General features: G+C 57.0%; 23 protein-coding genes. 6 read left to right on the top strand and 17 right to left on the bottom strand.

Annotated elements, in window-relative coordinates; all coding sequences use genetic code 11:
• Positions 1 to 5: 5 nt before the first annotated feature.
• A complete protein-coding gene (locus tag HJB89_RS27415; RefSeq protein WP_011654748.1) occupies positions 6 to 623 on the top strand; it encodes a TraH family protein in 618 nt (205 codons plus the stop codon).
• 23 nt (positions 624 to 646) lie between these two features.
• Here HJB89_RS27415 and HJB89_RS27410 read toward each other — a convergent pair whose 3' ends face one another.
• The 4 genes from HJB89_RS27410 to HJB89_RS27395 all read right to left on the bottom strand — a co-directional run bounded on the left by HJB89_RS27410 (position 647) and on the right by HJB89_RS27395 (position 4187).
• Complete coding sequence (locus HJB89_RS27410) at positions 647 to 1264, bottom strand: hypothetical protein (RefSeq protein ID WP_011654749.1); 618 nt, start codon at positions 1262 to 1264, stop codon at positions 647 to 649.
• Positions 1261 to 1440, bottom strand: a complete 180-nt coding sequence (locus HJB89_RS27405; protein WP_018010295.1) for a hypothetical protein — start codon at positions 1438 to 1440, stop codon at positions 1261 to 1263. The genes HJB89_RS27410 and HJB89_RS27405 overlap by 4 nt, the downstream gene beginning before the upstream one ends.
• A gap of 142 nt (positions 1441 to 1582) precedes the next feature.
• Entirely contained in the window at positions 1583 to 2578 is a 996-nt protein-coding gene (locus HJB89_RS27400; protein ID WP_011654750.1) for an RcgR family putative quorum lactone hydrolase, read from the bottom strand.
• Positions 2568 to 4187 (bottom strand): RcgA family putative transporter, encoded by a 1620-nt coding sequence (locus HJB89_RS27395; protein ID WP_130749038.1) that lies wholly within the window; start codon positions 4185 to 4187, stop codon positions 2568 to 2570. Before HJB89_RS27395 ends, HJB89_RS27400 begins: the two co-directional genes overlap by 11 nt.
• A gap of 287 nt (positions 4188 to 4474) precedes the next feature.
• Between HJB89_RS27395 and HJB89_RS27390 the strand changes: the two genes are divergently transcribed.
• Positions 4475 to 5179: an autoinducer binding domain-containing protein gene (locus HJB89_RS27390; RefSeq protein WP_011654752.1), complete on the top strand. Its 705-nt coding sequence runs from the start codon at positions 4475 to 4477 to the stop codon at positions 5177 to 5179.
• Here the strand turns inward: HJB89_RS27390 and HJB89_RS27385 are convergent, their stop codons facing one another.
• The 12 genes from HJB89_RS27385 to trbB all read right to left on the bottom strand — a co-directional run bounded on the left by HJB89_RS27385 (position 5180) and on the right by trbB (position 15234).
• Positions 5180 to 5479 (bottom strand): transcriptional repressor TraM, encoded by a 300-nt coding sequence (locus HJB89_RS27385; RefSeq protein ID WP_011654753.1) that lies wholly within the window; start codon positions 5477 to 5479, stop codon positions 5180 to 5182.
• 201 nt (positions 5480 to 5680) lie between these two features.
• A complete protein-coding gene (gene trbI, locus HJB89_RS27380) occupies positions 5681 to 6979 on the bottom strand; it encodes an IncP-type conjugal transfer protein TrbI (protein WP_011654754.1) in 1299 nt (432 codons plus the stop codon).
• Between the two features lie 15 nt (positions 6980 to 6994).
• Positions 6995 to 7441: a conjugal transfer protein TrbH gene (trbH, locus tag HJB89_RS27375; protein WP_011654755.1), complete on the bottom strand. Its 447-nt coding sequence runs from the start codon at positions 7439 to 7441 to the stop codon at positions 6995 to 6997.
• Between the two features lie 3 nt (positions 7442 to 7444).
• Positions 7445 to 8275 (bottom strand): P-type conjugative transfer protein TrbG, encoded by an 831-nt coding sequence (gene trbG, locus HJB89_RS27370; RefSeq protein ID WP_011654756.1) that lies wholly within the window; start codon positions 8273 to 8275, stop codon positions 7445 to 7447.
• Between the two features lie 15 nt (positions 8276 to 8290).
• A complete protein-coding gene (locus HJB89_RS27365; protein ID WP_011654757.1) occupies positions 8291 to 8953 on the bottom strand; it encodes a conjugal transfer protein TrbF in 663 nt (220 codons plus the stop codon).
• A gap of 21 nt (positions 8954 to 8974) precedes the next feature.
• Positions 8975 to 10156, bottom strand: coding sequence for a P-type conjugative transfer protein TrbL (gene trbL / locus HJB89_RS27360; protein WP_011654758.1), 1182 nt, complete (start codon positions 10154 to 10156; stop codon positions 8975 to 8977).
• The gene (gene trbK, locus HJB89_RS27355; protein WP_028744197.1) at positions 10150 to 10350 is read right to left on the bottom strand and encodes an entry exclusion protein TrbK; all 201 of its coding nucleotides are present in this window, start codon (positions 10348 to 10350) and stop codon (positions 10150 to 10152) included. Before trbK ends, trbL begins: the two co-directional genes overlap by 7 nt.
• Complete coding sequence (gene trbJ / locus HJB89_RS27350; protein WP_011654759.1) at positions 10347 to 11156, bottom strand: P-type conjugative transfer protein TrbJ; 810 nt, start codon at positions 11154 to 11156, stop codon at positions 10347 to 10349. The genes trbK and trbJ overlap by 4 nt, the downstream gene beginning before the upstream one ends.
• Positions 11149 to 13584, bottom strand: a complete 2436-nt coding sequence (locus HJB89_RS27345) for a conjugal transfer protein TrbE (RefSeq protein WP_221150808.1) — start codon at positions 13582 to 13584, stop codon at positions 11149 to 11151. Before HJB89_RS27345 ends, trbJ begins: the two co-directional genes overlap by 8 nt.
• 10 nt (positions 13585 to 13594) lie before the next feature.
• Positions 13595 to 13894, bottom strand: a complete 300-nt coding sequence (locus HJB89_RS27340; RefSeq protein WP_011654761.1) for a conjugal transfer protein TrbD — start codon at positions 13892 to 13894, stop codon at positions 13595 to 13597.
• Positions 13887 to 14279, bottom strand: coding sequence for a TrbC/VirB2 family protein (locus HJB89_RS27335; protein ID WP_011654762.1), 393 nt, complete (start codon positions 14277 to 14279; stop codon positions 13887 to 13889). Before HJB89_RS27335 ends, HJB89_RS27340 begins: the two co-directional genes overlap by 8 nt.
• Positions 14269 to 15234 carry a P-type conjugative transfer ATPase TrbB gene (gene trbB / locus HJB89_RS27330; RefSeq protein WP_011654763.1) on the bottom strand — a complete coding sequence of 322 codons (966 nt, stop codon included), beginning with the start codon at positions 15232 to 15234 and terminating at the stop codon, positions 14269 to 14271. The genes HJB89_RS27335 and trbB overlap by 11 nt, the downstream gene beginning before the upstream one ends.
• Positions 15235 to 15602: 368 nt before the next feature.
• Here trbB and repA point away from each other — a divergent pair, with 368 nt between their 5' ends.
• The 4 genes from repA (at position 15603) to HJB89_RS27310 (ending at position 22268) form a co-directional block, all read left to right on the top strand.
• Positions 15603 to 16799, top strand: a complete 1197-nt coding sequence (gene repA / locus HJB89_RS27325) for a plasmid partitioning protein RepA (protein ID WP_011654633.1) — start codon at positions 15603 to 15605, stop codon at positions 16797 to 16799.
• A 123-nt stretch (positions 16800 to 16922) separates the two neighbouring features.
• Positions 16923 to 17882 (top strand): plasmid partitioning protein RepB, encoded by a 960-nt coding sequence (gene repB, locus HJB89_RS27320; protein WP_011654634.1) that lies wholly within the window; start codon positions 16923 to 16925, stop codon positions 17880 to 17882.
• A 174-nt stretch (positions 17883 to 18056) separates the two neighbouring features.
• Positions 18057 to 19274, top strand: coding sequence for a plasmid replication protein RepC (gene repC, locus HJB89_RS27315; RefSeq protein ID WP_011654635.1), 1218 nt, complete (start codon positions 18057 to 18059; stop codon positions 19272 to 19274).
• Positions 19275 to 19412: 138 nt separating this feature from the next.
• Positions 19413 to 22268, top strand: a complete 2856-nt coding sequence (locus HJB89_RS27310; protein WP_011654636.1) for an ATP-binding protein — start codon at positions 19413 to 19415, stop codon at positions 22266 to 22268.
• A 150-nt stretch (positions 22269 to 22418) separates the two neighbouring features.
• Here HJB89_RS27310 and HJB89_RS27305 read toward each other — a convergent pair whose 3' ends face one another.
• Positions 22419 to 24020, bottom strand: a complete 1602-nt coding sequence (locus HJB89_RS27305) for a hypothetical protein (RefSeq protein WP_011654637.1) — start codon at positions 24018 to 24020, stop codon at positions 22419 to 22421.
• Between the last annotated feature and the right edge of the window lie 12 nt (positions 24021 to 24032).

Here is a 24032-nt window from a genome sequence, read left to right as displayed (position 1 = left end):
AGACCATGGACGCTGCCCTCATTGCGAAATGCGCCGATCCAAGCCTTCCCCCCGCTATCGTGGAACAGTTCATTTCGGCCGTCGGTTCCGACGATCCACTCGCCGTCACCGTGAATGCTGATGGTCGGCTGGTTCTCATCCCCAAACCTCGCTCGCCCGACGAGGCCATGGGTGTGGTCAAAGACTATGTCGGTCATGCCATCGTGCGGGTCGGCATCACCCAGTTTCCGGCGGACGTTGGCGTCGACGACGCATCGCAGCTTCAATCAGATATGTTCGAGGCCTGCGCGAATTTGCGCACAGGGACAGGCATATTCGCAAAGGTCGCCCGCATCGTCGCCAAATGGTACGGCCGCCCCACGAATAAAGAGCTTCTTCCGCAGTTGGTGGACGATACGATCTACGCTTGGAAGACGGGCAGCTTCGAGGGCGACAACGTGTTCCGTGCCTCAGATCCTGGTGGCCCGACTTTCTTTGGTACACGCTCAGAAAAGCGTGCCGAAGGTACGGATCCCGTGGCGCCTCCCATGGAAAGTGAAGATGCCTCACAATCGGCCGAGCCGGATAAGGCTACGGAGGCAGGAATGAGGATCGATCTTTCGAGGATCGGCGGACAAAAATAACGAGCGCTGCGGATGGGTCAGCGCTAGGGCGAAACCGGAGAGGTGAGCGCTGGCGTCTCGCCTCGCGGCAGGAAGAAGCCCTTGATACATGGGTCATTGCGAACGGCGATCTGCGTGTGGGTACGCTCGTGAAAGCGAGCGCCATCGTAGATCTCATTGCCTTCGGGAAACAGGCCTCGAACTGTGTCGAATGCCGGAAGGGCGGCTTCCTTGGCGATCTCGTGGACGTAATTGATAACGGCGCAATCCAGCTTCCGAACCAGTTTGTCGGAATTCTTGTCACCCTTGGCATCGGAATTCACCGGCATTTTGCCGCCGGTGGCTTCGATCTGACTTTTCAGCATTCGATAGCTAGTCTGGATCAGGGGGACGTACTTGCGGGTGATGAGGTCTAGGCAGTTGCCGAGATCGATAATTGCGCCGAGCACAAAGGGCTCTTTATAAGCGCCAGATTCAGCTTTCAGCGTCGCCCATTCGAGCGCACGCTCGGGATCGTTTTCCCAAAAGTAGATCCCAGAACCGAGCCAGTCATACGCCTTTTCGCTCGGAAGAAGGGGCGATGCGCCAGTTAGCGCAGCCATACCCACGGCCTTGTCACAGCCGTGGTAGCCGAGCACGTATGCAGGATAATTGGAACTCAAGCGGCAGCCGCTTCCTCAGCGTCGTCGTCGCGCGCATATTCCGGGGCGAGCTTGCCATCGGCAGACACAATGCCGGCGTCCATCAGATGACGGCGTGCATCGTCTGGAGACTTGGCGGCGTCTTCAGCCCGCTTTTCCATGAGCGCGATGAGCGCCTCCAGCTGGATGTCTGTCATCGCCGAGGCCCTCCTGAGCCAACTTCTTGCAGTTTATTACATGGATTCCCGCAAAAGCGCAAACCTGGGGGGCTTGGCGCCAAGCATCGTAACGCGGACACGCTGCAAACGTTCATTTTCGTCTGCCCGGTACTCGGTCAACTCAAGACAGAAACCGTTTCAAGCTCAAGCCGGCGTACAAAATGTATGGCAACTTACCGAGGGAATAGTGGCCACAGCTTAGCTTCATAATTTGCGGTCGGCCGCCGGCGTTCTTCAAACTGCGTAACAGGCTCTCCGACAGCTCCGGCATCACAACCGTGTCTCTCCTGGCCAGCACCATCTGGATATCGAGATCCGGCCGCGCCAAACGATGCGCGTAGTTTTCGAGATTGAGTGGACTCCATGCTCTTCTGAGATCAGCCAGCTCGATCTCTGGCTCGAGGCTGCTCCGGATAGTTCGTGTAGCGCGACCCGTCCAAACCATATCCGCAAGGCTTCCACCTGTCAGAAACAGCGAAGCTTTCGAAACGTTCGGATCATGTGCGGCAATCAATCCTGCGACCCAGGAACCGAGGCTCATGCCGAGGACGGAGATTTCTCGATAGCCCTCACTTTTCAGCCAGCGGATGAGTTTTCCTCCATCACATACGGCCTGCCTTACGGCTTGGATCGTTCGACCAAGGTTGGCGCTCAGCATGTAATCCGCGTGCAATGAACCGGGACGGTTACGCTCGAAGTGATATGGCATCGCGATCTCGATGACTGTGATGCCGCGCCGTGACAAGAAGCCGGCGATTTGAGCGTTTCGAGCTCGTGCGTTCCAATGGTGAAAAATCACCAGTGCCTTGTCGAGTGACCCACTTTTTGTGATTTTCGCCCAGACGATATTGTTCTCTGCGACATCGGTCGAAATATCCGATGGAAACTTAACCCAATGCTCTCGGACTTCGAATCGTTGATCGCCGCCGTTCTGCTCATCGAAAAACGTTGGGTCAATCGAAGCTTCATCTGCGCGGGCACAAAATTCGCGGATACTGTCGATTCTCTCACCTGGAAAGGCACGGTCTGCATCAAGGATGAAACTCGTCGTTTCCTTCCCGTCCTCACCGCGTCGCGCCCGCTGTTCATCCCACCGATCAAGCCAGCTAAGATACAATTTGTTTGCTTCCTATTTCACTGGATCGCCGACTGCCTAGGCCAGGATCAACCAGGCTGAACAACGCGACGAACACACCGATGCCCAAAACGATTGAGAATCCCACGAACGCGTCAACCAGCAGGTAGGTGGCAAACAGCAATGTCACGACCGCCGCCATCTTCCAGAGAGGCACATGAAATCGCGTGCCGATAGCTCGCAGGCAGATCGAACCGTAGACAAAGACAACGATGGTCGAAAGTGCAACGAGCAGGCTGCTGTAATGGGTAGGCATCCGATAGTGGAACCCATTGCTGGCACCATCACGTCCAGCCAGCGCTGAAGACAAATCCCCGATCAACCAGTCGAGGATGTTTTTGGCGTTCGATGTCAGATAGGAGCTCTGAGCCTTCATGCACAACGCGACCAGGAGGCCTAGAATTGTGCAACGAAAAATCCCACGCATTAATCTCAGGCAAAGCTCATGGACTTCGCCTTGAGATCCAACCTGCTGAAGGATCTTTGCTTCAAGGTCAATTTTCCTGAGATCATGGATCATGGTGTGGAGCAAAATGAGCCCGGCAAAAAAAAGGTAAAAGCAGAGGCACATATAGAGGTAAGCGAGGGCCGTAAACGCGATCGACACCGGGACCGATATAACCTCCGGTCGCACAATCGCCAGCGTGCCCCAACTAGTCGCGTAGTCTGCACCGCCTTCCAGCAACGGGATCAGGCAAACGCCAATCCATTGAAAAACACCGGCGAACAACACACAGATCAGGAATACCGCCCAATAAGAAGAGGAGGACGCCTCCACATTGCGCGCCCAATCATCCTCGCTTGTCGTCGTGTTGTTCCACGCCCATAGCCTCACACGCCCTTCCTTGGTCCAAAAAGCGAGTAGCTCTGTGACGAGAGCGAAAAACAGTGGCAAGAGCACCATGAAAAGGAAGGTCCAATTCGGCGCCCAGAGAAATCCAACCTCTTTCGCAACGTTATCCGCGCGGAGGTAAACGGCGCTGTGGATCCCCACGATGTAGGACAGAAAACCGAGAGCGGAGGCGCCTGCAAACACAGACGCGGGCAAGTTCAGCGGCGAGCCGCCGCTAAAAAGGGTCTCCGATTTTCGCGCTAAACTGAAGCGCTGCTTCTTCCGATCGGCTTCGGGTTCGGCATCGGGTGTAAACTTAACCGGTGACCACTGCTCGTGGTCAACCGTGGGGTCTGGCGGCACATCTCGGGTTCCTGGAGCAAGGCTATCCGCCTTTTTCGCCTCCCGTCTCTTGGCTTGCAGCCGCGCCTGAGCCGCGCTTAGCTCGACCTGCCATGCAGCCGTGGCCTCCGGATCATCGCACCCAAAAACCCTCGCGAGCCAACGAATGTTCGTCGCGCTAATTCCCCTGTCATTCTCCTGAAACCAAAGCTGCACCGTCCTCAGATCAACCCCAGAGCGGTTCGAATCGATCTGTGAAATCGCCGCGGCGAGCAGTTCGGGCGTCCACGGGCCCGCGGGAAATCCGTCTTCACCGACTGCTCTGCCTGCGCCCGCCGCAGCCAGTTTCTTGAACAATTCCTTCCAGTCACTGCCGTCATTTGGCGGTGGTAGAAATAATTTTCCGTTCTGAAACAATCGATTACCAGTTCTGATTTCGTTTCGTTTCGCTGCACTTCATATTACATCGTGCCAAATCACTCAATCGCCGGTTATCGAATTCAGGTTGGAAAATTTTAGGGCGAACTCATAGTGAGTGGTCGAGATGACCAAATTGGTAAATCAACCTGAGGCTGAGTTAACCGCCGCGCGCTGCGCTCGTTAGCGTTGGCAGAAGGGGCCGGACAGGAGCAGGACCGCGTTCCGCTACCGTCGCTATGAGCCGCTCCGGGACAGAAGAGCAGCACCGAATGGAAGGGGATTGGATGAACCAACTTGTCGCGGGGCTTCTAGAGATCAGCGCTGTCGCGCATGACGATGCAACGCTGAAGGCCGCTCTGGCGGATTTGGCAGAACGGTTCGAATTTTCCGGTTACGACTATGCCAAACTGCTGCCGGGCGACTTTTACGTGATATCGAACCTTCATCCCGATTGGCTGAAACGAAGCCGAAAGTTGGACCTGGACCGACGAAATCCGGTTATGAAGCGTGCCCAACAAACACGCCGCGCCTTTATCTGGTCTGGCACCCCACAGACGGGGACGCCGCTGGAGGAAGACCAGACTTTCTATGAGACTGCAGCGCAGTTCGGGATCCGTTCAGGCATCACCATTCCAATCGCTATTTCCAGTGGCGCCATCTCAGTCCTCAGCTTCGTCTCTCCAAAGTCGATTCTGACCGCGCAGGACGAAATCGATCCGATCGCTGCATCCTCTGCGGTTGGGCAGTTACATGCCCGCATCGGGCAGCTAAAGGTAACGCCTTCAATCCAGGAATCGTTTTACCTCTCTCCGAAGGAAGGGACCTACACGCGATGGCTTTCACTCGGCAAAACGGTGGAAGACACGGCCGATATCGAGCAGGTCAAATATAATACCGTCCGCATTGCGCTCGCCGAGGCACGACGGCGATATGACCTCTGCAACAACACGCAGCTCGTGGCTCTGGCAATTCGGCGTGGTCTGATTTGATCAAACTTTCGGTGTTCGACCCAGGATGTTGAGAAGTGTTGTGAGCGCAGACATCTGCGCATGCATTTCGATCGTCGCCTCCAGATAGGCTAGGTGAGCGTCACTAGGCTCTTTCTCGTCGCTTCGGTCACCGGCATGGGCGACCTGGAACATTCTTTCGGCGCGGTCGACAAGCGTGCGATGTTTCTTGATCGCGCCGACCGTCAGGATTTCGACAACTTGCTCGGGCTCGTTGGAGAGCAATCCGATGATCGGCCGCAGGTCGATGTCCGTGGCAGTGTCATTTCTCTCGTAACCCATAAGATCTCCCAACGCCCAGGCTCAGCCTGCGGTGTACGCCTTGTTTGCTCGTCTGAGAATCGAGCAATGCAGCGCGTACGGCCTTGGGAGTTATTTTAGCGATTGGCTCGGGACTCATCCACTGTAGTTTTGCAGCAACTTTTTTTGGTTGACGGAGCCGGTGTCCGTCGCCTGAACGTCACCCGCCATCGTGCTCATACCTCAGTTGCTGTAATTACCCGGAAAAATGATGTCCTGGTCGACCAGGACATTGAACCGGAAACCGGGTCGGATCTTGATTGTCGGTTGGACGATGAGGTTCTTCGAAATGGTCTGTTCGGCGACACGCCCAAATGTCTCCGCAAAATTCCGGCGCGCCGCGTCGGAGGCCGTGTCTTGCGTGGCAAGAGTCGAGCTTTGAGGCATCGACATGTCGATCCCTGTCCCGATAAGCGCGACAAGCGCGGCCGAACCAAAGGTCCGGAGATAGTGGTTGTCGACCTTGTCGCTGAAACCGCTATAACCCTCCGAGTCGGTCCCGGCCATACCGCCGATCTGCAGAGTCGAGCCATTCGGGAAGATGATATCGGTCCAGACGACGAGAGCGCGATTCTGGCCGAACGAGACCTTGCTGTCGTAACGACCAAAGAGCTTTGTCCCCTGCGGCACCAACATGAAATGACCGGTCGCGCTGTCATAGACGTTCTGGCTAACCTGCGCAGTGATGCGGCCCGGCAAGTCGGAATTGATGCCGGTGATCAACGTTGCGGGGATAACTGACCCCCGCTTCAGCTCGTAGCGTGACTGCTGAGGCACGACCTGATTGGGCAGGTAGCCGAGATCCTTGATGTCCGCGTTAAAGAAATCTTCCTTGGACGCTTGTCCATTCTGATCGACCTGACCCGCCGCGCCGGCCCGCAAAGCTGCGGCATAAAGATCCTGCGAGCCGTTCGGCGCGGTGTTTGATTGACGCGGCGCGGCAGACGCAGCGCCCGGCGCTTGTGCGGAGACATCGGTGATGTCGACTTTCAGCGGCGAGTCTAGGGCCGCCCCCCTTGCCTGAAGGCTTGCCATGCGCTGGCGCTGCTGCTCACGAAAGATCTGCTCGCGCTGTTCGCGAAGCATCCTGGCATTCCACTCCTCGTCCGACTCCATGCGAGACCTGCGCGGCTCTCGTGGCTCGATCTTTGGCTCGGTTTGCACTGGTCGGGTATCGCCTTGCTGCTGGGGAACCGGGGTCGGCTGAAATACCGGCTGCTGTTCCTCCCGGTCACCGATAATTCCATCTTTAACACCCCGCTTCAGCTGATCGGCGAAGGTCGAAGCCGGCGTGCCGGAACCGCTCTCGTTCGGGTCGTGCTGACCAAACCTCAGTCCGCGTGATGAAAGGCCGTAAACGAGAACGGCAAGGAACAGAACCAGGATTCCGATGCCGACGAACAGGGGCACGCGATTGAGGCGCTTCATCCCTTTCTCGTCAGCAGACTGATTTGACGTTCCCAGTTGCAGCGATTGGACCATGATCGTCTCCGCCTGTCAGTTTCGCTTCATAAGGGAAAGGGGGCTTGCCGGCGTCGCCAGGCCATTATTGACCGAGTAAGCTCGGCCGAGCTCCATCGTGTCCGTCGAAAGGCGCGCCAGCACTTGTCCGTCGACGGTAGCGATCGAGTAGGCCAGCTCGACCGGCTTGGGCGCATCCTTCACGCTTGCGCTCTTATCATCGGTGACGATGGCAAAGCCCCATCCTTTCAAAGCGGCTTCGAGCGCGACGGAGAATTCGGAGGTGTCCTTGTGCAGTTTGATGGGAGTGGTCGTCGATCCGGCCTGCTCGGCGAAACGGCCTGCCATGTCGCCAGCGATGGCACCGGCGGCAGGCCCGGTGACCTCAGCGGGTGCTCCGCTGGTGGACAGTCCGTCGGTTGCGGTCTGGCATCCGGCTAGGCTGAGGGTAAGGACAATCGGAATGAGGCGATAAAGCTGCATGGATCACCCTCCCCGCCGGATCGTGATCTTCTGCTGTTTCCAGCCAACCCCAGAAATCAGGATCGCCTTGTCGATATTGTAATCGACGATCATCATGTCTTTCTTCATCCGATAATTGACGATGCGGTTTTGTCCGCCCGAGACGACGAAGAGAACCGGCGCATCCTGACCGGAGATCGCACGCGGAAACTGGATGTAGGTCTTCTGCCCATCGGAATAGACCCGCTTCGGCCGCCAAGGTGCGCTTCCACTCAAGGAATAGGAGAAGGCAAGCTGTTCGGGAGCGACACCGCCGTCTGGTCCGGTCATAGCCTGGATGCGGGCATTGATATCGGAGAGCTTTGTGGCGGCGTCTTCGGGATATTCGAAGCCGACCCGCGCCATGTATTGAGTCGGATGCGATTTCAGCTGGATATGGTAGGTGCGGCGTGAGGTCGTCACCACCATGGAAGTGACGAGCCCCGGCTCGGACGGCTTGACAATCAGATGGATCGCCTGTCCACCGGCGGCGCCCGACGTTGCTGGCTCCACCTTCCAGCGCACGGTATCACCGACAAGGACGTCGCGGACAATTTCGCCGCCCTGCAGCTCGATATCGCAGACCTGCAAAGGGGAGCAGACGACGGAGGGCTGCGTCTCACCAAAAAGGAAGATCACCTTGCCGTCCGGTCCGCGTGTGACCAGTCCGGTCTGCCCTCGCCATTTGCCCGAGAGGTTCGTCCCTTTGGCCTCATTGCCCGTCAGGCTTTGCGCGATGGCCATCGGTGAAACTGCGGTCGATACGGCAAGCGCCAGCATGCAGCGAAGAGCGACGCGTTTGTGTTTGATCCTCATTGCAGATCCCTGCCCTTAAAGTTGCGCGGTCCAGTCGAAATCGGTCACGTACACGCCGATCGGATTGAGCCGGATTGTTGCTTCGTCTTGTGGTGATGTGATCGACACGGTCGCGATGCCCCGGAAACGTCGGGTCGCGACCTCCTTGCCTTTCCGATCGCGCTCGTACTCGGTCCAGTCGATCTGGAAGGTCTGGTTCGAAAGCGCGACGATGTTGTTCACCTCGATCGCGACGGTCGCGTTGACCGCCTTTTCGAACGGCGAGTTGCCGCGGAACCATGCATTGACCTTTTGCGTCGAGGGATCGCTCGTCCGCAGGAGGGCATAGGTGCGGTCGATATATTGCTTCTGGACCACCGCATCTGGTGTGATCGAACGAAAGCTGGTCACGAAGTTCCCGAGCGTCGCGCGCACGACCCGCGTGTCCGCATACTCGATCTGCTGCGGGAAGCCCCCGGAAACCGTGTTCCCGAGCTTATCAACCTCGACGATATACGGGACGAGTTTGACCTGCGTACTGAGGTAAAGCGCGTAGCCAAAGCCAATCACGGCCATTCCCAGGCTCAAGATTCCAACGACCTTCCAGGCGGACGCCGCCCTGACGTAGGAGCCGTAACGTTCTGACCATTCCTGCCTTGCAGCAAGGTACGGGTTCTCAGGTGCGGGATGCCCTGCCATTTGTGTGATCCTGTCCGTGAATTATGGTTTCTCCGGTTTTTCCGGAGGGGGCGTCGGAGCTGAGGAATTGCCCCTAGCCTGATCGAGCTTTGCGTTGGCCAGGCCGAGAAGGGAACCGGCATAAGCGCCGGGTGACCCGATTGCCTTCTCCTTGGCTGCGGATCCGGCAGCCATGGCACCGGAGCTGAAACTTGCGCCCATGCCCCGAAGTACCGAAGCTGCGGCCGAGGAACCGCCGGCCCGCGCTGCCTGCGCGGCGGCAAAACCGGCGCCGACGGCGCCAGCTCCAAGGAATGCGCCGCCCGCTGCGAACGAGGCCGCCTGTCCGCCGTGGCGAATTGTCTCCATGCCGCCGGAGACCGACGCCCCTTGCACGACGCCCTGGATGATGTTCGGGACGTACACCGCGATGATGAAGACGACGACCGAAATGCCAGCGATCGCGAGTGTGGTGATGAACTGGTCGCTTTCGGCTGTCGGGGCCTGCGCCAGTCCAAGCAGGACGTTCGAGCCGATCTTGGCGATCATGACCAAGGCCATCAGCTTCATCCCAACGCCGAAAGCATAGACGAGATAGCGGATCGCAAAGTCCTTGGTGAAGGAGGAGCCGCCAAGCCCGAGCATGATCATGCCTGCCAGCAGGCCGACATACATCTCGACCATGACCGATACGAAGATTGCCGCGACAAGCGAGAAGCAGATGACGACGATGCCCATCGCAAGCACGGCGGCGATAGCCAGGGCATTGTCTTCGAAGACGCCGAACTTCGCCTGTTCCGACATCTGGGACGCTACGCGAATTCCGGCGTCGAAGACTTCGGCTGGAGACGCAGAGCCGCCACCGGCGCCGATTTGGAAAAGACTGTCGACGACAGCCCTGGCGAAGGTCGGGCCCTGCGTCAAAGCGAAGGCAAAAAAGCCGATGAACATGATGCGACGGACGAGCTCGGCAAACCAACTGTCCAGCGATGCTGCCTGGATCGCGAGCCACACCGCAGCAATGCCGACCTCGATGCCTGCGAGGATCCAGAACAGCGATTTCGCCGCATCCATGACGGTGGTTTCCCACCCTTTGGCGGCAGTCGAGACCTGGTTTTCCAACTCCGTCAGCACTTGGCCTTGTTGGGCGAAGGCTGGTGCCGCCAAAGCAAGGAAGGCGATTCCCGCGACGAGGATGGTGCTTCTCCGATTGCGCTTCACCATCTCGGGCGCATCTCCTGGCCCTTTTCGATCGGCGGCAGCGCCTTGCCCGTGCCAAAGAACTTCTCGCGTTTTGCTCGTTGCTCTTCACTCATCTGCGGCGCGGCGGAGCTTTCGCCACGAACCAGAACGACTGAGGTGACGGCAATCACTGTGATCACGACGCACACGGAGGCGATCAGTACGGGGCGGGTCACCAGCGGGGCTCCATTTTCTGACCGGAGGGAATGGATTGGACGTCCGCATTGAAGAATTTCTCTCGACGAGCCTGCGCCAGATCCTTGTCCGTCTGTTCGCTCTGCAGCCAGGTCCCCATCATCGTGGTCTGCTGGGAGACAATTCCGCGTAGCTTCTGTATCTGGGCGACCTGCTGAGCGGCGATCTGGTGGCCGACCTGAAGTGCCTTCATCTGGCCGTCCGCTGATTGCGACATTGATTGCAGTTGGCCCATCGTATCCTCTTCGCTGTCGAACTGATCGGCGGTGAGGCTTGCGGCCTTGAGAGTGCTGGAAATCGTGTCGCGGTTCGTGTTCGACCACGTCTGATAGGTGGACGAAAAGCTCTCGGCGTTTGGCAGGCTTGTCTTCAAGTCCGCATAGCTTTTGAAGCGTTGCTTCAGAAGATCGTCAGCGTTGCCCATGGAAAAGGCGATGCCCTGACCCTGATTGACGATATCGCGCAGCTGGTTCAGGTCACCTTCAACCTGGCCCCAGATATGGTTCGGAAGCTGGGCCGTATTCTGCAGCATGTTTTGATAGATATTGAGCTGGTTTTGGATCTGCTCGGCAAGCTGGGTAATCTGGGTGATCTGATTTGCGATCTGCTCGCTCGATTGCCCGACCAAAGATATCAGCTCGCCGTTGTTCAAGAGCTGCGTCATTTCGGTCGCGCCGGTAACTGCGCCTCCTGCATAGGAAACAGTGGGCGTGGCGGTAAGGCCGGCGGCGACCAATCCCACCACCAATGATTTGCCGAGCTTCAAGAACTGGATTGCTTCACTCATTGCGGTTGATCCCCCTTTCGATGAGCCACTGACCCGGCCATTCGAGGCCGTGGGTCGACGAGAGTGCCCTGATGCGGGCTAGATCGGCTTTGCCAGAGGCGCCGACGAAGGAGAGCGTGACCGGTCCGAGAGACATGTCGAAAAGCCTGCGGCCATCGGGTGAGGTCACGTAATATTCGCGTTTCGGGATGGCGTTCGCGACAATCTCGATCTGCCGCGCATTGAAGCCGATCCGCTCGTAGAATTCGCGGGTGCCGGTTTCCCGGGCTGCGCCGTTCGGAAGGCAAATCTTGGTCGGGCAAGATTCCTTCAGGACGTCGATAATGCCCGAGCGCTCAGCGTCGGAGATCGACTGCGTCGCGAGAATGACGGCGCAGTTCGCCTTTCGTAGCACCTTGAGCCATTCCCTGATCTTGTCGCGGAACACAGGATGGCCGAGCATCAGCCATGCCTCGTCCAGAACGATGAGGCTTGGCGAGCCATCGAGCCGCTTCTCAATCCGTCGAAAGAGATAGGTCAGAACAGGGACGAGATTACGCTCGCCCATATTCATCAGCTGCTCGATCTCAAAGCACTGGAAGCGCCCAAGCGTCAGGCCATCCTCTTCCGCATCAAGGAGCAGACCCATCGGGCCATCAACCGTGTAATGGTGCAGCGCATCTTTGATCTCCCGCATCTGGACGCCGCTGACAAAATCCGACAGCGAACGGCCGGGCGCCGACGCCATCAACCCTATTTGCCTCGAGATTGCATTGCGATGGTCCGGCGCAATCGTGACTCCTTGAAGCGAAACGAGGGTCTCGATCCACTCGGAAGCCCATGCTCGATCGGCGTCAGTCGAAAGCTCCGACAATGGGCAGAAGGCAAGACTGGCCCCCTCTCCGCTCTCGCCGCCGATCTCGTAGTGGTCACCGCCGACACCGAGCGTCAGCGTCAGCATCGAATTGCCTTTGTCGAAGGCGAAGACTTGCGCCTTCTCGTAGCGGCAGAATTGGGCGGCAATCAGCGCGAGGAGCGTGGATTTGCCGGAACCAGTCGGACCGAAAATCAAGGTATGGCCGACATCGTCGACATGCAGGTTCAGTCGGAAGGGGGTCGAGCCAGATGCAACCTGCATGAGTGGGGGCGCATCGGGAGGATAGAACGGACACGGGGCGAACGGCTGACCCGACCAGACGGAGTTGAGCGGGACGAGGTCGGCAAGATTGCGCGTGTTGATGAGCGGTTCGCGTATGTTGCAATACCAGTTGCCCGGCAGGCTGCCAAGAAACGGGTCTGTCGCATTCAGCGTCTCGATGCGAGCTCCGAAGCCTTCCGCCTGGATGAGGCGACGAACCGCCTCCGCCTTCTCCTGCAGCGCCGAGCGGCTTTCGTCGAAGAGAACGATGACCGGGGTATAATAGCCGTAGGCCACCAATTGCGATGAGGCTTCGGCGATCGCATCCTCAGTCTCGGCGACCATTGCCATGGCATCCTGATCGACCGACCGGGATTGCGTCTGGAACAGCTGGTCGAAAAACGGCCGCACTTTCTGCTGCCACTTCTTGCGGGCCCTCTCAAGGCGCTGCTTTGCTTCCTCCGCATCGAGGAAGATGAAGCGCGACGACCACCGATAAGTCAGCGGCATGAGGTTCAGGCTGTTCAAAATCCCTGGCCAGCTCTCGGCCGGAAGCCCATCGATCGCGATCACACCAAGAAACCGACCCTCGACCCGCGGCGTCAGGCCATGTTCCAGCTCCGCCGTTGCGAGCCAGTCTAGGTACATGGGGATTTCTGGTAGGCGAACGGGATGGTTCTCGCCGGTGATGGCAAATCGAATGAACTGGAAAAGCTCGTCGTAGCGTGCAACGCGAGCACCATCCCGCTCGGAAACCTCTCGGGTTTGCATGCGCTGCACCGAGAGAACATTGCCGAGATACTGCTCAATCTCCCGGATCGAGCGGCGAAACGCATCAAGAGCGGTATCGGCATATTTCGCTGAGCGGCTTTCGTTGTCCGAGTAGATATAACGCGTGAGACCCGATCGCCGCCGCTCGGGCGGCCGATAGGTCAGAATGAGCGCATGACGGCTTTCGAAGTGCCCGCGCTCCTGTCCAAAATGTCTACGGCGCTCGTGGTCGATCAGCAGGGTGACGGCATCGGGAAAATGGCTGCGTTCAGCAGACGGGTATTCGGTCGTCGGCACGCGCACTGCCTCGACCTGGATCATCCAGCCCGTACCCAGTCGCGAGAGGATCGAGTTGATCTGGCGGGAAAGCTCGTTTCGCTCGAAATCCGTAGCGCTTTCGGAATCCGGACCGGCAAAATACCACCCGGCCATCAGACTACCGTCCTTCAGCAGGAGAATGCCGTTATCGACAAGGCCAGCATACGGAACGAGGTCCGCGAACGACGGACCGGTCGATCGAAATGTGCGTAAAGCGACCATTGTAGCCTCCTCAGTACCGGCGCCAGGGCGCGGAGGTCGGGAGGTAGTGCGCCCGGTACCGCATATGGCGTGCATAGACTTTGCGCATCATGGGGTCCGCCTTCGCCATCATGCGGAGCGCGCCGACGACCACGATCCAGATCGCGATGCCGAAAAGTGCCGAGTAGATGGTCAGGACGACGAAGATGAGGATGATCGCGGCGAGCCCGGTCAGCAGCACGAGTTCTCGATCCGCTCCCATCAAGAGGTTCGGTCGCGAGAGAGCACGGTGAATACGGTTGCGATGGAGTCCGACGCCGGCGTCAGCCATGACGCCCCTCCCCTCCCCCTAACGGAGTTGAAGAAGGAGTTGGGGGTTGCTCGGCGACAAACGAGCTACCGATCGAGGCACCGGTCGAACCGAAGAGGCCGACAATTGTTGTGGCACCAAGCAGGATCCCCGCGACGAGTACCACATACATCAGTCGCCGCGCGAAATCGTTGAGCTCGCCGCCGAAGATCAGCATGCCGCCGGCAATCGCGACGGCGGCCAGTGCAATATAGCCGGCGACCGGTCCCGTGATGGACTGCTGGATCTGCTCGAGCGGACCTTCCCACGGCAGGCTTCCGCCTGAACCTGCAAGTGCTGGCCCGGCAAGCGAGGCGCAAAGCAATGCGCCGATAATTCCCAAACGGAGAAAGCGATTATGCTGCATGACTGTCCTCATCGATCTGCGGATAGTGTTCTGTCTGGTAACGCGAGCCGTTGAACCCCTCGACATGGAGGACCTCCCTCACCCGGCGGCCTCGCCCGGCGCGTTCGATCGAGATGACGAGATCGACCGCTTCGCCAATCACGGCTTGCATTGGCTGTTGACTGGCTTCCGATGTCAGTTGCTCGAGGCGCCGAAGCGCCGACATTGCGGAATTGGAATGGATCGTCGTGACGCCTCCTGGGTGTCCTGTGTTCCAGGCTTTCAGCAGGGTCAGTGCCGCCCCGTCACGAACCTCGCCAACGATGATGCGGTCGGGACGCAGGCGCATCGTGCTCTTGAGAAGCCTGGCCATGTCGACAGCGTCGCTCGTGTGGAGGCAGACGGCATTTTCCGCTGCGCATTGGATTTCGGACGTGTCCTCCAGGATCACCATCCTGTCCTCAGGCGCGGAGGAAACGATTTCAGCGATGACCGCGTTCGCGAGTGTTGTCTTACCTGAGCCCGTCCCGCCAGCGATGACGATGTTCAGCCGGTTGGTGATGGCACTGCGGATGATCGAAGCCTGAGCTTCGGTCATGATCTTTGCGGTCACATAGTCATCGAGTGGAATGAGCCGTGAAGCGCGCCTGCGGATCGTAAACGTTGGCGAGTTGACGACGGGAGGCAGGAGGCCTTCGAAGCGGTGGCCGCCAATCGGTAGTTCGCCGGAGATGATCGGTCGTTCTCCGTCGGCTTCGGACTGGAGAGCGTGCGCTACCGATCCGATAACAGTCTCGGCGGCGGTCGCCTGCATTTCGCCAGCTGGCGCTACACCATGACCCAGGCGTTCGATGAAGAGCTTGCCATCTGGGTTGAGCATGATCTCAACGACTGTTGGATCCTCGAGGGCAATGCAAAGGTGCTCGCCGAGAGCGTCTTGGAGTTTACGGACAAGGCGGGAGTGCGACTGAAGCATGGGAAAGCTTGTCTCCTCGTTTGAGTGTAGGAGGAGACAGACCCCGGTGGCCGCGCGAAGTCCATGTGCAAATTTGCACCTCGCGAGTCGCGGCTGATTCCGTCAGGGTCGCTTCGATTCGGTGGTTTACCAGCGAGTTCCGCTATCGGAGCGGATTATGAATCACAGGAAAGATGGGCACGGAGATTGCACCAAATGATCGATAAATCGCTGGAATCTATGCATTAGTTGCGTTCGCTTCGGAAATGGTCGTTTTGCGTTAAGGCTTTGTTAACTTTAAAAATCTTGCAAAACGCGCTGGAATGAGTTGTCTTATCCACGGCAAAAAGATGTATTTACGAAATTTACCGTGTGTACGAGAGGACGTCGTGGAGAATCCCGCTCAGCTTCAGAAGGCTATTCATAAACTGATAGCGGCCCACGCGCGAGATCTCTCGGGCGCGCTTCACGAGCATCGTGTGAAGCTTTATCCGCCTGAAGCTCGAAAGACGCTTCGGTCATTTTCGTCGATAGAGGCTGCGAAGCTCATTGGCGTCAACGATGGCTATCTCCGCCATCTTTCGCTCGAGGGTAAGGGGCCGCAGCCTGAGATCGGAAATAACAATCGCCGTTCGTATTCGGTCGAGACTATTCAGGCGCTCCGCGAGTATCTCGACGAGAACGGCAAGGGTGACCGTCGGTACTCACCACGCCGGAGCGGTCGTGAGCATTTGCAGGTTATAACCGCAGTGAACTTCAAGGGAGGCAGCGGTAAGACCACGACGGCTGCTCATCTTGCTCAGTATCTTGCGCTTAATGGATACCGGGTTCTTGCGATTGATCTTGATCCGCAGGCCAGCATGTCCGCTTTGCACGGATTCCAGCCTGAGTTTGACGTTGGCGACAACGAAACGCTCTACGGCGCCGTTCGTTATGATGAAGAGCGGCGCCCGCTGAAGGATATAATCAAGAAAACCTACTTTGCGAACCTTGATCTCGTTCCGGGCAACCTCGAGCTTATGGAATTCGAGCACGACACCGCTAAAGTGCTCGGCTCTAACGACCGCAAGAACATCTTCTTCACGCGAATGGATGACGCAATCGCGTCAGTGGCGGACGACTATGACGTTGTCGTCGTCGACTGCCCTCCCCAGCTCGGCTTTCTGACGATCTCGGCTCTATGCGCGGCAACCGCCGTTCTTGTTACTGTACATCCTCAGATGCTCGATGTGATGTCGATGTGCCAGTTTCTGCTGATGACCTCAGAACTTCTGAGCGTCGTTGCGGATGCTGGCGGGAGCATGAACTACGATTGGATGCGTTATCTCGTTACGCGCTACGAGCCGGGAGACGGACCGCAAAACCAGATGGTGTCGTTCATGCGCACGATGTTTGGCGACCATGTCCTGAACCACCCGATGCTCAAGAGCACAGCCATTTCAGACGCGGGGATTACTAAGCAGACTCTCTATGAGGTGAGCCGCGACCAGTTCACGCGAGCAACATACGACCGAGCCATGGAATCGCTCGACAACGTGAACAGCGAAATCGAACAACTCATTCAATCATCTTGGGGTCGCAAATGATGGCTCTAGAGATCTCAGAAAACGCGACATTGATGGAGAAGTTGCCAGCCGGAAACTTTTCGGAATTTGCACTCTCTATGTCGAGGAATCCGGCTTGTCACGAGTACCTCAGGGGAAAGCAAGATGGCTAGAAAACACCTCCTTTCAGATTTGAAAGCTCCTGCTTCATCATCTACGGAGTTCGATGAAGCTAGGGCTGCAGACGTCCCTACTCCGCAGTATGCGCCTCGAGGTGCAATCGGTGCCGTCTCGCGATCGATTGAAGCTTTGAAGTCGCAGGGACTGAGTGAACTCGATCCCGAACTGATAGATGCGCCGTCCGTTACTGATCGCCTTGATGAGGATGGGGCTCAGTTTGAGGAGTTCGCTCGCAACATCCGTGAGAATGGGCAGCAGGTTCCGATTCTTGTCCGGCCTCACCCGACCGTGGAAGGACGGTATCAGATTGCCTACGGCCGGAGACGGTTGAGAGCGGTCAAGGCGGCCGGCCTCAAGGTCAAAGCCGCAATCAGAAATCTGACAGATGACGAGCTTGTACTGGCGCAAGGTCAGGAAAACAGCGCGCGTCAGGATCTGTCGTTTATCGAGCGGGCGCTCTATGCAGCCCAGCTCGAAGCGAGTGGCTACCAGCGTCCCGTCATCATGGCAGCGCTGGCTGTCGACAAAAGTAACCTTTCGCGGTTGATTCAGGCTGCGACCCAATTGCCGGACGACGTCATCCGACTAATTGGTGCTGCGCCTAAGACCGGCCGTGATCGCTGGTACGAGCTATCATCGCGGTTGGCTGCAGAAGGTGCTGCGGAGAAGGCGCGCGCTCTTCTTTCGACTAGCGAGGTTGGCTCCCTGGGTTCTGATGAGCGATTTGTTCGCGTTTTCGACGCGGTTGCGCCGAAGAAATCTAAGAAGGAAAAAGTTCAGGCGGATGTCTGGCAAGCTGACGATGGGGTCAAGGCTGCGAGTTTCCGCCAGGACAAACGAACACTGACATTGATGATCGACAAGAAGGCAGCGCCGGAATTCGGTGAGTACCTGATGTCGGCTCTCCCCGAGATCTACGCTTCGTTCAAGAAGTCGAAGCAATAGATGAGTCGTAACGAAGAAAGGTGCCGATAGCGCAAAGAAAAAGCCCTCCGAAACGGTGTTCCAGAAGGCCTCTCTCAGTTTGGTCGCTTAGAGAATCGCATTTCCCGGAATCACAGTCAAGAGTCAACGCCACACCGGCGTAGCCTTTTCTTTGCCTTGCGAAAGGTGAAGGACATGGAAACGGGTTATATCACGACGCCCTTTGGGCGGCGGCCGATGACGCTTGCTCTGGTGAAGCGTCAGGTTAAGACCGAGCAGGCAATAGCGGATGGCTCGGTCGACAAGTGGCGCGTGTTTCGCGACATAAGCGACGCCCGCTCACGCCTTGGCCTTCAAGATCGAGCCTTGGCGGTCTTGAATGCACTTTTAACATTCTTCCCAGTTGCTGAACTCAGCAATGAGAGGAACCTGGTCGTCTTTCCATCAAATGCTCAGCTATCAGCCCGCACAAACGGTATCGCTGGGACAACTCTGCGCAAGTGCCTCGGTTCGCTGGTGGAGGCCGGTGTAATCATCCGCAAGGATAGCCCTAACGGTAAGCGATATGCTCGAAAAGGCAAAGAAGGAAACATAGAGGACGCCTACGGCTTCAGTCTGGCACCGCTTCTTGCGCGCGCCGGCGAGTTTGCTAGCCTCGCCCAAGACGTGGCTGCTGAACAGCGCCGCTTCCGCATCACGAAAGACCGCCTCACGATCGTTCGGCGAGATGTCCGCAAGCTGATCACCGTCGGGATGGAAGAGAACCTTGCCGGCGATTGGATTGCCGCGGAAACGTGCTTTGTCGAGATTGTGGGAAGGTTCGTTCGGCACCCGACGCTCCAGGACCTGATTTCGAGCCTCGACGAGATGAGCCTTCTTCACGAAGAAGTCTCCAGGATGCTGGAAATTAAAGAAGAAACCGCAAAAAGTGATGGCAATGCCATCCCGGACGGATGCCACATACAGAATTCAAATACCGAATCCTGCCATGAACTTGAACCCCGCTCCGAAAAGAAGCAGGGCGAAAAGTCCGAGCCAAACAAGAAAACGGAGCGGAAAGACGAACCGGAAGCGTTTCCGTTGTCCATGGTGTTGCGTGCCTGCCCGGAGATCAACGCATTTGGCCCTGGTGGATCGATTGGAAGCTGGCGCGAAATGATGTCAGCGGCGGTAACGGTTCGGTCCATGCTTGGCGTCAGCCCCTCTGCCTATCAGGAGGCATGCGAGGTGATGGGGCAGGCCGGAGCGGCGATAGCAATAGCTTGCATTTACCAGCGTGGCGGGCACATCAACTCGGCGGGGGGATATCTTCGGGATCTAACGGGGAAGGCGCGGCGAGGGGAGTTTTCACTTGGGCCAATGCTGTTTACGCAATTGCGGGCGAACTCGGGCACCGTCAAGGCGTCAGCGTAGGTCAAAGTATCATGATTGTTTAGCCTAACCGGTTGAACTAATTAACCTATTTTGACTAGTTTCCGGCTGGCAACTTTATCTCGATCTAAAGCGTCGAGTGAATGGCAGAAGATAATCTTCCTGATGGGCGTCCGTATAATGACCGAAATTGTGCTTCCGACCGAAAACACGATCATCGCGGCAGCCAAAAAACTTGACGCGGCCGCATCGCAGCTGGTGGCAGAGACGTTCTTTGCCATTCGGCATGGGATGTCAATCAATCCAATTGGTCGCAACCCGGATGGGCAGACCATCAAGGGATACCCTGACATTACTGGGCGGGTGCCGGGTGAGAAGAAGTACCTGATCGAAGTCACGAAGGACGACTGGCGCACACATCTTCAGAGCGATCTATCAAAACTGTCCCGCCTGCAGAAAGGAGCCTACGCGGGTTTCCTACTTCTCTGCTTCCGAAAGTCCGAGTCCGAACTCACTCAAAGCAACAGGAAGAAGGCACGGGAAACCGTCCAGCAGGCCGAGAGCCGGATTGAAAAGCTTTTGGGTGTCCAGGCAGGACAGGTAGAATTCGTCTTTCTTGGCGAGTTCGCGCGTGAGGTCAGATCGGCGAAATACCACCGCGTATTGCTGGCTCTGGGTCTCGAGCTTGTGCCAGCGCCATTCTACACGGATTTGCGCTTCGTGCAGGGCTTAGCCGATTTCGTACCGACCGCTGAGGAATATGAGGCTGAGAGTGTTGTTCCTCGCGATGAGGTAAGCCGGACCTATGAGCGGGTCTTCAAAAACAGACTAACGTTGATCGAAGGCGAGGGCGGTAGCGGCAAAACAAGCCTGGCCCTAGCCGTTGCGACGGAGCATCGGAAGCAAGGCGAGATCTTTCTGTTCTTAGACGCCTCTGTCGCTGACTGGAAGAGCGGTTCGGAGCGAGCTCGCCTCGTTGACGTAGCGGCGATGTTCGCGGAATCGAATGTCCTGATTATATTGGACAACGTACATCTGGGCGATGCGTCCGGCATTTCTGAACTGATTACAAATGTCCAGGCGTCCGGTTATGATTTCCGCTTTTTGATGACGACGCGCAGCAGCGACGAAGTTGAACAATGGAAGCGCCTGGGAAATATCGAGCTTCTCCGCAGAGTTCCGTCTGGAGCCGATGTCAACTCTGCCTATCACCGCCTGCTCACTCAAAAGTTTCCCGGAAGCAGTTTCAACGATATTCCCCCAGCGGTGACCACACGATGGTCAAATCAAATTCCCAATCTGGTTATTCTCACGCTTGCTCTTGAAGGTCTCACAAAGAGAGGCGGCTATGATCGCGATTGGGCGATCAAGGTTGAGGACGCAGGCACATACCTTCAAGCTAAGTTCATCTCGAAGCTGTCGTCCGACGACGTCAAACAGGTGGGCAAGATCGCTGCGCTCTCACTTCTGGAAATTCCCACCTCGCTCAGGTCGCTCGACCACCGGGTTCCAAAGTCTGCTGTGGATCTGGGCTTCGTTCGTCTGAACTCGAGTTCAACAACTCAGCGATATGAGCTCGTTCACCACGAACTGGGCAAGCTGATCACGTCCTTCAAAGATCCGGATATCAAGGCGCGGCTGGGAGAGGTGATGTCCGCTGATCCCTTCCAGGCAACATATATCGGGCTGAAGCTTATCGGAAACGGAGAAGCCAGCCTGGCAAAGGAATTGTTGTCGTCAGTCCTTTCTCAATCACTCACACTCTCGCCAGATTTCTCGATGGGAAACTCCGGCGGAGTCTTCGGTATCCTGGTCCAGTCCAACGTGACTACCTATCCCGAAATTGAGCGTATCCTTCTTCCTGATATCGGCGCCTTTTTCGATACAAAGCCGGATATTGTAACCGGCCTTAGCTCCTTCCTCGGGGCTGCCTCCGAAAACATGGAGCGCGTATACAATGCCATTGTGGAAAAACTTGCCGAACAGGAAACGATTCGACGGATCGAAGAGCTTCTCCCATCCGTCGGCCCGACGACTTTCGCGACACTTTACCGATGCGCGAACTCACGGAACCTCCCGTTTCTTTCAACGCTTCGAAAATATCTCAACAGAGGGAAGCGTATAGATTCCTTTGCCTATCGATGCAGGTCTGAAAGTCCGAGTAAGGTCGAGATCTGCTGGGGCCTGATTGATGAGTTCTTTCCACACCACAAGGCCCGGTTTGAAGTTGTGCTTCGCTCTGCCCTCGCCGAGGGATACATCGAGCGCCTTATCCCGGAAGAGCTTATTGAGTCTCGCTCTTCAAGGGCTGTTCAGACGGCGATCCGATGCGCAAATAGCGAAGTTTTCAAACGGTACATCACGTTCCGTGACTGCAGCGACGCGACGCTGTTGCTTCTGGCCCACACGATGCACGACATGGGCAGGAATGATCTCTCGGAGGTCGCAGCTGACCGAGTTGCAGGCAGGACGACCTCTTCAATCTGGTATCATCGTCGCACCGGTGGCAGGGCGTTGCTGACTATTTTGCGGAGAGCATCGATATCTGCAGAAGGAGATGTTCAGAAAATTCTGATGCGGCTTGAGGCTGAAGGAAAAATGAGGGCCATTGTGAATGGAATGCGGCCTTATCGCCTAGCGAATTTTATTTTCGTGATCTGGGATCGGCACGAGCAATTTACTTCATTCATCTCGAAGACAGATCTTCAGGAAATTACAAACCGCCGGTTCAAAGCGCGAGCGGCAGAGTTCTCTGAAGAGCGACAAGCGTCCATCTACATTGCAGGAATCTATGCGCTGGTAGGCCTCGACATACCGCGGGACGAGTGGAGCGCGGTCGACGTCACTGAAGACGATTTCATTGGAAACCAGAACAACCCGGTCTTCTGGATCGGTCTCAAGGCTCTGGAAGAAAATGGCATGATACGCCTTGCCCATCGAAGCAGATTTCCGACATCTGTCGCGGCGCTAGATACTCATTCGGAAAACACCAGCCGGATCATGAACGATTTGAAAAACTGGGCTGCGACCAGGTAATTCATAGTTGAAGAGAGTCTCTGAACCATACAGCCATTGCGACTATCAGCGAACCGTAAAACATCTCGCGCTGCGCAACGATCTTAACCATTCGTTAACTTGTCGGGATCCGCTCGTGAATACCAGCGTCGCTTAGGGAGATCGACGGGATCACACGAGCGCAGCGTTCACCTTTTTAAGGGTCTCATTGAAACTGTGCAGCAGCTGCCTCCCTTGCATCGGGGCAGGAAGAGTTTCGTCTATGCCGGTACGCGTCCTTCCGCTCTCGATGCGGGCGGACCCTAGATGTGCGTCAGCGAGCCTGAGGTCGTAGATTCCGAAAAGCGGTGACATCAGGTTTCCAGCTTCCGCTGCAGTGAGCCTCGTGGAAAGTAGCCGCTCCAAGAGCTTGAGAGATCCGGGCCGCTTTTCGTTCTTAGAAAGGGTAAGTTGGGAAGCGATCGCATCAGCGTCGATTCTTTCTATGAACAGCCGGGTCAGGTCCTTTGCAAGCTCGAGAATCCCATCTGTTTTCACTGCCTGAAAGCGGTGCAACCTGCGCAGCAGCGAGGGGACCGCTTCGTTTTCTCGAAGAAGAGATCTGCCGTACTTAGTTTTGAACGCCGCCTCGACCGCCTCCAAAACACTTGGCATCTCCCGTTCAGGCGCGACGGTTGCAGCCGGCTGCACCATCATTTGCGCCGCAAAGAGTTCAGAAGACACGCCTCCTTCCGGCGTGACGTTATATGCGCTCCACAACCGCTGTTCCCATTGAGGGAGTAGGCCTATATCCTTGGCGAACACAGTGATCAGACCAAGGTTGTTCAAGCCAAAATGCACGGGCTCGTTGGCTCCTAGGGCGCCAGTTTCGGCGCTATACCAATGCAGTTTTGAGCCACGGCGGCTCAGCAACGCATCCGCGACGGATGGATTGAAAAAGAGCCAGGTGCTCGAGCCTATGAGCTGAGGACCAAGGACTCGGTTACCATCCGTGTCGAGCGCGAAGGCCGCGGCGTGATTATCCTTGTCGCCTCGCACACGCACGCTCTGGCCACCACTTTGAACCCACTCAGTCCGCCAGATGGCCCCTCGCGTAAAGAAGCTGCCGGCAGGGAAGGGGTAGCCAGCCTCGTTGGTTGTTCTGTCCCAGCTGTCTCGCCCTCGCGTTTCCGAAGGCGTGTCTTCAAACGCGTACGACGGTTTAGTGGCGGTGATCATAGTCCGTTCGCGATAGCTGGAGCAGTAAAGATCCATGCCGCGGGCGGCGAGATAGTCGCCGAGATATTCCTTACGGATTTCAAGAACCGTAGGCTTCCCCTCGCTATCTCGCTTCAATCTGGCGACATCGATCCAGTCTTCCTCAGGACGCTTCCAAACGTCTCCCTCACGAACGAGATGCAGGGCCACGACAAGGTCCGTATGAAGATGCCAGATCTCATGGTCGACTTCGTCGATGAGCTGGACGATTACCAGGTTTACCCCCAGGTCACCGCCCTGCCAGTTGCGAAATACGTCGGCTGATCGGTAGCCGTCATTTTCAACGACGGAGCGGTGGGGCTGGATGCCAAGATCGTCCCATGCGAGCGCTTCCACGTCCTTGCGCCGTTCGGCCATCACGGCCGCGCTTCCGATCCCGATCCACTCTTCTAAACGAAGAATATCCGGGTCATCGGAGGCAATCGTTGAAAAGGTAATTTGACGAAGTGGCACCCAGGAACCTGCCTGGAGATAAGGAACGTCTTGAAGGTGGAAGTAGGCTTCCTGAACTGGCATGAACTCTCTCGG

It is taken from the genome of Rhizobium sp. NZLR8 (assembly GCF_019685025.1).
Classification (GTDB): Bacteria; Pseudomonadota; Alphaproteobacteria; order Rhizobiales; family Rhizobiaceae; genus Rhizobium.
This window is presented reverse-complemented; position numbering and strand designations above follow the sequence as displayed.